Consider the following 10,746-nt stretch of genomic DNA (forward strand, 5'->3'; position numbering starts at 1 on the left):
GGGGGAACGGAACGACGGGTACGGGGGTCACGCGGTTGCGGAGTGGCGGAGGTCATGGATCAAGTGTGCCCCCGTCCGGTCAGCGCGCGGAAACGGGAGGCGATCCCCCAGGCCGTGACCCGCCACAGGGCCTCCGCCACGATCTCCCGACTCATCTTGCTGTCGCCCTCCGTGCGCTCCACGAAGGTGATGGGGACCTCCGTCACCCGCAGGCCCGCCCGCACCGCCCGGTGGGCGAGGTCCACCTGGAAGCAGTAACCGCGGGCGGCCACGTCCGCCATCAGCCCCGGGGTCAGCACCTCCCGGCGCAACGCCCGGTAGCCGCTGGTGACGTCCCGCAGCGGCAGGCCGAGCAGCAGCCTGGAATAACCGCTGCCGCCCCTCGACAGGAGTTGTCGGCGGCGCGGCCAGTGCACGATGCGGCCGCCGGGGACCCAGCGGGACCCGATGACCAGATCGGCCCGGTCGAGCGCGGTGAGCAGACGGGGAAGCTGCTCGGGAAGGTGCGAACCGTCCCCGTCCATCTGGACCAGACAGCGGTAGGAGCGCTCCAGGCCCCAGCGGAAGCCGTCGAGGTAGGCGGCGCCCAGGCCGTCCTTGCCCGGGCGGTGCAACACGTGGACGGCGGGGTCCGCGGCGGCCAGACGGTCGGCCACCCGTCCCGTGCCGTCGGGGCTGTTGTCGTCGACCACCAGGACGTCGACCTCCGGGACCGCCCGGCGGAGCCGCTCGACCAGGGGCGGGAGGTTGGCCGCCTCGTTGTAGGTGGGGATCACCACCAGGGCCGGCGCCACGGGGACCATCGGCTCCGACGGGTCCGGGGGGTCCTCCCCGGCGTCGGAGGCGCGCGGGCCGCTCACGCCGGAAGGTCCCCGGGCCGTTCGTCGCGCGACGTCGCGGGGCCGCGCGGGTCGGCCGCCGTCCCGGTCCGGGCGGCCCGGCGATCGCGCAGCAGGACGCCTCCCCACGCCGCCAGGCCGAGCAGTGCCAGACCCCATTCGGGGGCCGCGCCCACCCGGTCGGCGACGGTGCGTTCGTCGCGCAGGGGCAACTCACCCACCAGCACCTCCCGGGTGAACTCCTCGGTGCGCTGCACGATGGTTCCGTCCGGGGCGACGATGGCGCTGATGCCGCTGGTGGCGGCGGTGACGATCGCCCGCCCGTGTTCGACGGCCCGCAGCTCCGACATGGCCAGTTGCTGTTCGGGCTGCCCGGTGTGGCCGTAGGTCGCGTTGTTGGTCTGGATCACCAGGGCCCGGGCCCCGGCGTTGACGGTGTCGCGGACGATGCCGTCGTAGGCCACCTCGAAGCAGATGACGTCACCGAGCCGGGCGGGGCCGACATCCAGGACACCGGTCTCCTCGCCGGGCCAGAAGTCGCGGGGCACCCGCTCCAGCCGGGTGATCACCTTGCTCAGTTGGGCCCGGAAGGGGACGTACTCCCCGAAGGGCACCGGGTGTTGCTTGGTGTAGGAGTCGCCGGGGCCGGTCACCGGGTCCCAGACGATGCCCTGGTTCTCCACGTACCCCGTCTCCGTGGGGTGGTCGACCAGGGCCCCGACCAGGATCGGCACCCCGATCGAGCGGGCCGCGCGGTCGATCGCGGCGCGTGCCTGCGGGTGGCGGTGGGGGTCCAGGTCGGAGGCGTTCTCCGGCCAGATCACCAGGTCGGGTCGCTCGACCCGGCCCTCGCGGACGTCCCGGGCCAGGTCGAGGGTGGCGTCCACGTGGTTGTTGAGGATCAGCATCGGCCGACCGAGGAAGTCCATGCCGGGCTGCTGGACGTTGCCCTGGACCACGGCGATGCGCACCGTCTCGGCGGGTTCGGTGGGGACGGGGACCGCCCTCCCGGCCACGACGGTGCCACCGGCCGCCAGCAGGGCCAGACCGGCCCCGGCCAGGGGCGGCACGGCCCGCAGGACGCCGCGGGAGGGGGTCGGGGCGGGCTTTTGCCCCCGGCGCCGCAGGGCCGTTGCCAGGCGCAGGACCACGAGGGCCAGCAGGGCGCCGGTGAGGGCCACCGCGAAGGTCACCAGGGGCGCCCCGCCCAGTGCGGCGAGGGGGGTGAAGGGGGTGGAGGTGTTGGCGAAGGCCAACCGCCCCCAGGGGAAGCCGCCCAGCGGGATCCGGTCACGGGCCCACTCCTGGGCGACCCACAGGCAGGCCGTCCACAGAGGCCACAGCGGCAGGCGGGAGGTGGCGGCCAGGCCGGCGCCCAGCGCCATCGGGAAGAGCGCCTGCAGGAACGCCAGGCCCAGGGTGACGTCCCACCCGATGACGTGGAGCCACTTCAGCAGCACCACGAAGAAGGGCAGACCGAAACAGAACCCGATCAGGGCTCCCCGACGGGCACCGGTGCCCCGAACCAGCAGGCTCAGCGCCGCGACCGCGAGCACCGACAGCGGCCACCAGCCGTAGGGAGGGAAGGCGAGGGCGAGGGCCACGCCGGCCGGGGCGGCGGCGACCGCCCGGGCCACCGTGCCGGACGGGGCCGGCCGTATCCGCCGCCGCGGTGGGGAGTCGGGGCCTCCGGGACCGGGGGCGGCGACCGGCGGGGACCCGGCGGGAACGCCGCGTTCGGCGGCGGGCCGGTCACCGACGCCGGGCGCTTCCCCGGCGCGGTCGTCGTCGGCGACGGGGGCGGTCGGGTGGCCGGCCGGCATGGGCGTGGTCCTCACGGGAGACAAGACGGTTCGGTGATCGACCGTACCGCGTCCCGGCCGCGGGGGGACCGGTCGGGGAGGCGATGACCGGCCCTCGGGCGGCGGGCGGGGTCCGATGTTCTTCGGGCCGGTCCCCGGGGTCGCTGGCTGCGGCACCCCGGGGCCGTTGTCTGTTGAACACCGGTCCCCGCCCGGGTCGCACCCGCCCGGAGGGTGGGGCCCGTCGCCCGCCCGCGCCGACACCGGACCTGGCTCCCGGTGGGGGCGTGGTGACCCCCACCCTGTGATCCGACGGCTTTCGGCGGGCGCGCGGACACACCGACCGGTACGTCCCGTGGTGGACGCGGCCGAACCTACCCCTCGGCTCCGACCGACTGTCAACACGCCCCCGACCTGCGAAGACCTTGCGAACCCGCAGGTCGGGGACGCGCGTTGGGCGGAACCCCCGGCGTGTCGGACGCCCGGGCGGGCCCCGGCGCCCCGACACCGCGCGGTGCGCCGGTCACCGACGGGGCACCGATGAATCACCCGTTCGGGCCGGCGGGGACGGCGCCGGGAACCCGCCGGCGCGCCCGGGGGCGCCGTGCACGACCGGCGCCGATCCCCCGCGCGGACTCACCCCGCCGTGTGGATCACCCGGCCGGCCACCACCGTGCGCAGACACACCGGGGAGGGCTCGCCCGGGGAGAGGTCCGGAAGCCCGGGGGTGGCGGAACGGGGGTCGGTGGACCACCGGGCGACCCGGTCGTCGGGGGCCTGCACCACCAGGTCCCCCACCCGCCACACCGCGTAGTCCGCCGGCGCCCCGGGGACCAGCACCCCGCCGTCGTCACGGCCCAGGGCCCGCCAGCCGCCCCGGGTGTGGGCGGCGAAGGCGGCCCGGACGGAGATCCGGTGCGCCGCGGTGCGGTGGTGGGCGGCGGCGCGCAGCGCACCCCAGGGGTCCAGGGGCGTCACGGGGGCGTCGGAGCCCAGGGCGAGGGGCACGCCGGCGCGCAGGAGCGCCGCGAAGGGGTTGAGACCGGCGGCGCGCTCGCGGCCCAGCCGCGTCGCGTACATGCCCTCCGGTCCGCCCCAGGCCGCGTCGAAGGCAGGTTGCACCGAGGCGGTCAGGGCCAGGTCGGCGAAGGCCGCCACGGTGTCGGCGGTGAGCATCTCGGCGTGCTCGACGCGGTGGCGCAGGGCACGGACCCGCTCGACGCCCACCCGCTCGGCGGCCGTCCGTACCCCCTCGACCACGGTGTCGACCGCCGCGTCGCCGATGGCGTGGAAGCCGGCCTGCACCCCGGCCAGGGTGCAGGCGGTCACGTGGTCGGCGACGGCCGCGGCGTCGAGGTGGGCGGTGCCCCGGGTGTGCGGGGCGTCGGCGTAGGGAGCCCCCAACAGGGCGGTGTGCGAGCCCAGGGAGCCGTCGACGAACAGGTCGCCGGCGGCTCCGACGGCACCGAGTTCCCGGATCGCCACCGCGGCCTCCGGCGCGGTGACCGCCTCGGCCCAGTACCCGTGCACCCGGGGGGCCGGTTCCGCAGCCGCCAGGCGGAGCAGGGCGGCGAGGTCCTCGGCGGAGGAGATGTCGGGCCCGGCGCACTCGTGCAACCCGCCGATGCCCAGTTCCGCGGCGCGGCGAAGGGCGGCGTGCTGGGCCGCCCGGCGCACGGTGGGTCCGACGGAGGCGTGGGCCGCCCGCCGCACCGCGTGGTGGGCGGCGTCGGTCAGGGGCCCCCCGGGGTCGAAGCCGGCCTGTCCGGTGACGCCGGGCACGCGCTCCAGCAGGGCCGTGGAGGCCAACGCGGAGTGGACGTCCACCCGGGTGAGGTAGGCGGGCCGTCCCCCCGCCGCCTCGTCCAGGCGGTCCCGGGTCGGCGGCCGGGGGTCCGACCAGGCCGCGGTGTCCCAGCCGTGGCCGAGGACGACCTCGTCGGCGGGCAGACCACGGGCGTGCTCCCGGACCCGGCGCAGCAGGTCCTCCGCGTCCCGGGCCCCGCCCAGGTCCAACCCGGTGAGCGCCAGGCCGGTGGCGGTGGCGTGCACGTGGGCGTCCACGAAGGCGGGGGTGACCAGGGCGCCCCCGAGGTCGACGACCTCGTCGGCGACCCCGGCGAAGGAGTCGGCGGCGCCCTCGGCCCCCACCCAGGCGACGGTGTCGCCGCGCACCACCATGGCGGTGGCGAAGGGGTCGGCCGGGGTGTGGACGGTGCCGCCGCGCAGCAGCACGGTGCGGGGCGGGGCGCCGGGTTCGGGAACGGGGGATCCTGGTTCTTCGGGTGCGGTGCGCCGACTCATGTCGATCAGTCTCGCGCGCGCCGCCGTCGACCGGCCGGCCGGGGTCGCGGCGGGGGGTCACACCCGCGGCGGGCGCGCCTCGTAGGGGGTGGAGAGGACCACGGTGGTCCGGGTGGAGACGCCGGCCAGCGAGCGGACCCGGGCCAGGAGGTGCTCCAGGTCGGCCGGACCGGCGACCCGGACCTTGAGGATGTAGTTCTCCTCACCGGCGACGCTGTGGCAGGCCTCGATCTCGGGCACCCCCGCCAGCCGGTCGGCGATGTCGTCGGGAGCGCTGGGGTCGAAGGGCTTGACCGAGATGAAGGCGGTCAGGGGCAGTCCCAGCGCGTCGGGGTCCACGACGGCGGCGTAGCCGCGGATCACCCCGCGCTGTTCGAGACGGCGCACGCGCTGGTGGACGGCGGAGGTGGACAGTCCGGTGGCCCTGCCCAGGTCGGTGTAGCTCATGCGGCCGTCGCGCAGGAGCAGTTCCACGATGTGCCGGTCCAGTTCCTCCACAGTCGGTCAACCTACCCGCAGCGGGGGCGGCGGAACAGTCGGGGGCGGAGCGTGTACACCGGGTGTTCGCGGCTCGCCCCGTCCGCCCCCTCCCCGGCGCACGGGGGCGCATCCGGTCACCCGGGCTGTGATCAAGCCCACAATCGTGCCGCCGTGTGCGGCGATGCGCCGCGATTAGCGGGGCCCCGCCACGGGCAGTGCTTGCTGTGGCCCGGGCCACAGTTCGGCGCCCACGGGCCACAGTTCCGCATCTGGGGGATGCCATGCGCACCGTGAAGACCATTGGCAGCACCGTCCGGGACGCCGCCGAGCGCCGCCCGGAGCGTTCCGTTCCCGTCCGGACGACCACCGGGGCCCGGGGCCGAACCGTCCTTCCCTCCCCCCGGGAGCACCTCACCCCGGTGGTGGACACCGCCCCGGGCGTCTCCGCCGAGCCCGCGGACGCCCCTCCGGCCGACGGCGACGGGTGCGGCGGGCGGAACGGGCACCCGATGGAGCGCCCCGTCCCGCTCGTCCTCGTGGAGACCGGCGACCCCGGCGAGTGGACGGACGCCCCGGGGCCCGCGGACACCGGGAACCCCGCGGGGGAGGGACTCCGGGCGACGTGCCCCGAGTGCGGCCAGCGGATCCTGCTGACGTCCGGCCCCGGCCTGCTCCCCGTGCACGCGCTGTGCCCGACCCCCTGGAACCCCTTCGGTCTCACCGTCTGCGGCGGCACCGGCCGCCCCGTGCCGGAGGACATCGGGGAGGCGGCGGAGGACGGGGAGACGCTCACGGAGGTGTTCCCGACGGCCCTGCCCGAGGGTCTGGACTGGCGGCTGCAGCCGTTCTCCCACCGGGGCGGCCCCGGGGCCCGGCCGGTGCGACCGTCCGTCGTCCCCCGCGCGGCCTGAACACCGACCCGGCCCACCCGGGCCCCGCGTCGCACGGGGCCCCGGGCGGGAACGGCTCAGTCGCGCTCCGGCGGGCCGATCAGGTGACGGGAGATGACCACCCGCTGGATCTGGTTGGTGCCCTCCACGATCTGCAGCATCTTCGCCTCCCGCATGTACCGCTCGGCGGGGAAGTCCGCCGTGTAGCCGTATCCCCCCATGAGCTGCACGGCGTCGGTGGTGACGCGCATCGCCGCGTCGGTGCAGAAGAGCTTGGCCATCGCGGCGTGGCGGGAGACCGGCTCGCCCGCGTCGTACCGGCGGGCCGCCTCCAGGTACAGGGCCCGCCCCGCCTCCACGGCGGTGGCGGCGTCCGCCAACGCGAACCGCACGCCCTGGAAGTCGGAGACGGGTCGACCGAACTGGCGCCGGTCGGTCACGAAGGCCACGGCCTCGTCCAGGGCGGCGCGGGCCAGGCCGACGGCGCAGGCGGCTATGCCCAGGCGTCCGCCGTCCAGGGCGTCCAGGGCTATCCGGAAGCCCTGCCCCTCCTCGCCGAGCCGCCGGTCGTCGGGCACCCGCACGCCGTCGAAGTGGAGTTGGGCGGTGGGGGAGCCGTTGAGCCCCATCTTGCGCTCCGGCGCGGCCGCCTGGAGACCGGGGACGTCGCGGGGTACGAGGAAGGCGGTGATGCCGCGTGCACCGGGACCGCCGGTCCGGGCCAGGACGGTGTGGAAATCGGCGATCCCGCCGTGCGTGATCCACGCCTTGGTGCCGGTGATCACCCAGTCGTCGCCGTCGCGGACGGCGCGGGTGCGCAGGTCGGCGGCGTCGGAGCCGGCGGTGGGTTCGGAGAGGCAGTAGGCACCGAGCAGGCCGCCGCCGAGCATCGCGGACAGGTGCTCGGCGCGCTGCTCCTTCGTCCCGTGGCGGGCCAGGGCGTGACAGGCCAGGGAGTGCACGGAGACACCGAGGCCGACGGTCAACCGGGCCGCCGCCAACTCCTCCAGCACCTGCAGGTACACCTCGTACGGCTGGTCGCCGCCGCCGTGCTCGGACTGATACGGCAGCCCGAGCAGGCCCAGTTCCGAAAGGGTGCGGAAGGTCTCGCGCGGGAAGCGTCCGGCGGCCTCCTCCTCGTCGGCGACGGGGCGGATCTCGCGCTCGGCGAGACGCCGCACCAACTCCATCAGGGCCCGGGTCTCCCCGGCGTCGGGGGTGGGTCGCGTGGGCAGCGGACCGGGGGCGGGGGTCATCTCGCTCGTCCTCCCTGTCGGGCACGGGGCAGCGGACATCCCGGGTGCGGCGCCGCTGCCGTGGGGGACCGGGGCGCCCGGTTCGCCGGGTCGCGGCGGGGACGGGTCGCTCCGGATCGCGTCTGGAGTATGCCTGATCAGCGGCGTCGCGTCACGGCCGGGAGGGGATCAGCGCATGCCCGCCAGGCGCAGGGCGGCCCGTTGCGCGGCGGTCGGGCGCAGGGGGTGGACGAGGTAGCACACCCCGCCGCTGCCGCTCCCGGTGCCGCCGCCGGCCAGGGGGCGGCGGGTGCGCAGCCAGACGGTCTCGAAGGCCCGGCGGGGATAGATCCGGCGCACGTCGGAGTTGTCCCGGCCGGCCGGGTCGCGGACCACGACGTCGCCGTCCGCCGTGAAGCCGGCGACGACCAGCAGGTGTCCGGGGGTGTTGTAGCCGGCGCCGGGCAGTTCCTCTGCGCGGAAGGACTGCGAGGTGATCACCGGGAGGCCGGCCGCGATCAGGTGCTCCAGGGGTTCCAGCGAGGCCAATCGGGTGACGACGGCGGCCAGCCCCGGGTGGTGGGCGGCGTAGGCGGTGTTGAAGGGCCAGTTGCCGCAGCCCCGGTAGACGTGGTCGTAGGTGTGACGGGCGGCGTGGCAGATCCACGGGTCGTCGTGGTCGGGATCGTGGTCGGCCAGGGCGGCCGGATCGGGGGCGTGGCCGTGGTGGGCGAGGACCATCTGGGTGGAGGCGGGGCTGCACCAGGCCTCTCCCCCACCGGCGTACTCGGGGTGGCGTCCGGTGTGGACGTACTGCGACCAGGCGGGGACGTCCAGTTCGATCCCGCGCGCCGGTCCCGGCGGCACGGCGGGCACGGTGTCGCGGACGGGGACGTCGGAGGCCATGACCGCCAGCCGGCGCAGGATCGGGACCCGCACGGACCGGGCGCCACCGGGGGCGCGCAGGAACGTCACCCGCAACCGGCAGCCGGTCATGCGGACGGGGCCCTCCGCGTCGTCGAGGGCGATGGTGTCGGTGAGCACCCGGCTGGTGCCGTCGCCCTGTCCGGCCACGGAGGCCCGGCGCGGATCGAGGTCGGTGTCGTGCAGGGCCCACTCCGCGAGGGTGTAGCGGGGGGAGCGGCCGGTGTCCGAGTAGCGCACCTCGGCCTCGATCCGCACGCCGGTGCCCGGTGGGGTCTCGGCGTTCCAGGAGACGATGATCTCGTCGGCCGGGACGGCGGGTCGCAGCCAGGGGGAGGTCCAGCGGGCGTCGGCGGCGCCCTCCCGGGGGACGACCCGGCGTCCTCCCCCGGACGTCGGGACCGGCGGTTCGTCCGTCGAGCGGCCCCCCGGACGGCCCACCGGGCGTCCGTCGGGGCGGCGTCGACCGCACCCCGTGGCGGTGCGACGGGCGCGACGCGGCGACCTGGGGCCGGCGACGCGTTTGCTGATGCTTCCGATGCCGTCGTCGTCCAGCGCCCCGTAGTCCACCAGGCCGGTGTTCTCCAGAACGGTGATGTGGTCGAGCACCGTCTCGTTGGCCTGATTGGCGAGTTCGCGGACCAGGGAGTTCTGGGTCTCGGCGCGCACCAGGGCGACCAGGGTGAAGACCCGCCCGTGGGCGCGGCGCAGGATGTTGGCGAACAGCACCTCGTACTGATCGATGGGAGCCGCCTCCAGCTCCGCCAGCCACGCGCGCTGTTGGGCGGTGGGCTGGTTGGGCAGTTCGATGCCGAGCACCCGACCGGTCTCGATGGCGAGTTCGTCGAGCAGGTTGTGGCCGTCGACCAGGTGGTTGCCGGCGATGCGCACGCTTTCGCTCTGGCCCCTTTCCTGGGCCTGGCGTCCCGCCGGGCCCTCCCACAGGCCGGCACTGCGCACCTTGCGCACGAAGTCCCGGTCGGTGGGGGTCAGGGGCCCGTACTGCGTGGTCAGGGTGCCCAGTCCGTCGTCGATGATCAGACCTCCGGGACCGGCCACCGCCGTTCCCTCGAAGAGCCTCACGGGGATCAGCAGCGCGGCCATGGTGAGGGCGAGCGCGGCGATGACCATGCCGGTGCCGACGGTGTGGGCGGAGGTGAAGGCTCCGCCGATGCCGGAACGCCGGGGGACCAGGCGCACGGATTCTCCTTTCCGGAATGCCGCCCCTCTTCCCGCACGGCCACGGTTCGCGGCACGGTGAGGAGGGGCGCGCCCGTGGGTGCCGGGCGGGGCGGGCACGGGAGGCCCGCTCGGAACGCATCCGGAAGGTAGACCGGGCGCCGGTCGGCATGACGCGGAATCATCACCAACCGATAAAGGTTCGGGGGTCGGCTTCCGCCTCTGCTAGGGTCCCGCGGCCGGCTGCGGGCACCCGGGGGCCGATCCCGGAGGGCGCCCGATACGGGGTGCCGCAGGCGGTTCGACCCGGCCGGGCGCGGCGCGGGACGGCCGTCCGAGCACCCCCGGGGAAGGGCCGGGTCCCGGGAACCGTCGAGGCGGTTTCCGGGCGCCCCGGCCGTCGGGTGGACGGGGGCATGCGAGAACCCCGCCGCCCCGGGAGGGGTGGCGGGGTTCTCGCCGTGACGCGGCCGGGCGGGCCGTGCGGTCAGCGGATCCAGGGGAACCGGCCGACCGGGGCGACGCGGGCCCAGATGCGTCCGAGGCCCCAGGTGTCACCGGCCCGGGTGGAGGCCAGGACGAACATCACCGCCGCGTAGACGACGTGGTAGTTGACGAACGGGTTGGTGGAGCCGCTGGGCGAGCCGTCGCTCAGGGCCCGGGCCGGCGGCCAGACCGCCGCCCACATGAAGCCCAGCATCAGCGCACCGGCGATCGCGGCGGGCCACAGCGCCACCCCGAGGACCAGGGCGAGGCCGATGCCGAGCAGTCCCAACATGAAGAGCCAGTCCGCCCAGGCCGCTCCGGCCCAGGAGTTGAAGACCGACTCGAAGGGGCCCACCGAGACCGATCCCAGGAACCCGGCGGTCGGGGAGCCGCCCTCGATCCAACCGCGCCCCGAGGGGGTGGCCCAGCCGAGGGCGAACATCTTGTCAAGGAAGGCCCACAGGAAGATCAGGCCGGTCGCGACCCGCAGGACCGCGAGCAGACGTCCCGCCTGCGAGGCGCCGAAGCCCTGGTCGGTTCCGGCTGCCGGGGCCTCGCGGCGGGGGACCGCCGGGGCCGGGGACTCCGGGCGTCGGGGCTTGGTGCC

Annotated in this window: 8 protein-coding genes; 1 reads left to right on the plus strand and 7 read right to left on the minus strand. The window is 75.8% G+C overall.

Features of this window, described 5'->3' with window-relative positions; all coding sequences use genetic code 11:
- Window positions 1-59 precede the first annotated feature (59 nt).
- The 4 genes from FOE67_RS06940 to FOE67_RS06955 form a co-directional block, all read right to left on the minus strand.
- Window positions 60-803 (minus strand): polyprenol monophosphomannose synthase, encoded by a 744-nt coding sequence (locus FOE67_RS06940; RefSeq protein WP_182661560.1) that lies wholly within the window; start codon window positions 801-803, stop codon window positions 60-62.
- Window positions 804-856: 53 nt separating this feature from the next.
- Window positions 857-2,662: an apolipoprotein N-acyltransferase gene (lnt, locus tag FOE67_RS06945; RefSeq protein ID WP_182661550.1), complete on the minus strand. Its 1,806-nt coding sequence runs from the start codon at window positions 2,660-2,662 to the stop codon at window positions 857-859.
- A 615-nt stretch (window positions 2,663-3,277) separates the two neighbouring features.
- Entirely contained in the window at window positions 3,278-4,945 is a 1,668-nt protein-coding gene (locus tag FOE67_RS06950) for an amidohydrolase (protein ID WP_182661552.1), read from the minus strand.
- A gap of 57 nt (window positions 4,946-5,002) precedes the next feature.
- Complete coding sequence (locus FOE67_RS06955) at window positions 5,003-5,443, minus strand: Lrp/AsnC family transcriptional regulator (RefSeq protein WP_182661554.1); 441 nt, start codon at window positions 5,441-5,443, stop codon at window positions 5,003-5,005.
- A gap of 263 nt (window positions 5,444-5,706) precedes the next feature.
- On the opposite strand from FOE67_RS06955, the gene FOE67_RS29010 reads away from it, so the two are divergent.
- A complete protein-coding gene (locus FOE67_RS29010; RefSeq protein WP_228473633.1) occupies window positions 5,707-6,336 on the plus strand; it encodes a hypothetical protein in 630 nt (209 codons plus the stop codon).
- A gap of 56 nt (window positions 6,337-6,392) precedes the next feature.
- Here the strand turns inward: FOE67_RS29010 and FOE67_RS06965 are convergent, their stop codons facing one another.
- The 3 genes from FOE67_RS06965 to FOE67_RS06975 form a co-directional block, all read right to left on the minus strand.
- Window positions 6,393-7,571, minus strand: a complete 1,179-nt coding sequence (locus tag FOE67_RS06965; RefSeq protein ID WP_182661556.1) for an acyl-CoA dehydrogenase family protein — start codon at window positions 7,569-7,571, stop codon at window positions 6,393-6,395.
- A gap of 168 nt (window positions 7,572-7,739) precedes the next feature.
- Window positions 7,740-9,674 (minus strand): C39 family peptidase, encoded by a 1,935-nt coding sequence (locus FOE67_RS06970; protein ID WP_182661558.1) that lies wholly within the window; start codon window positions 9,672-9,674, stop codon window positions 7,740-7,742.
- A 466-nt stretch (window positions 9,675-10,140) separates the two neighbouring features.
- The coding region (locus FOE67_RS06975) for a DoxX family membrane protein (protein WP_228473634.1) at window positions 10,141-10,746 on the minus strand (606 nt) is incomplete at its 5' end.

The sequence above is a fragment of the Streptomyces calidiresistens genome (genome assembly GCF_014141525.1).
GTDB lineage: Bacteria > Actinomycetota > Actinomycetes > Streptomycetales > Streptomycetaceae > Streptomyces > Streptomyces calidiresistens.

Bases quoted from the DNA above. Each gene is read 5' to 3' on its own strand.
- FOE67_RS06940 (WP_182661560.1), bottom strand. From the start codon at position 803: ATGGTCCCCGTGGCGCCGGCCCTGGTGGTGATCCCCACCTACAACGAG.
- lnt (WP_182661550.1), bottom strand. From the start codon at position 2,662: ATGCCGGCCGGCCACCCGACCGCCCCCGTCGCCGACGACGACCGCGCC.
- FOE67_RS06950 (WP_182661552.1), bottom strand. From the start codon at position 4,945: ATGAGTCGGCGCACCGCACCCGAAGAACCAGGATCCCCCGTTCCCGAA.
- FOE67_RS29010 (WP_228473633.1), top strand. From the start codon at position 5,707: ATGCGCACCGTGAAGACCATTGGCAGCACCGTCCGGGACGCCGCCGAG.
- FOE67_RS06965 (WP_182661556.1), bottom strand. From the start codon at position 7,571: ATGACCCCCGCCCCCGGTCCGCTGCCCACGCGACCCACCCCCGACGCC.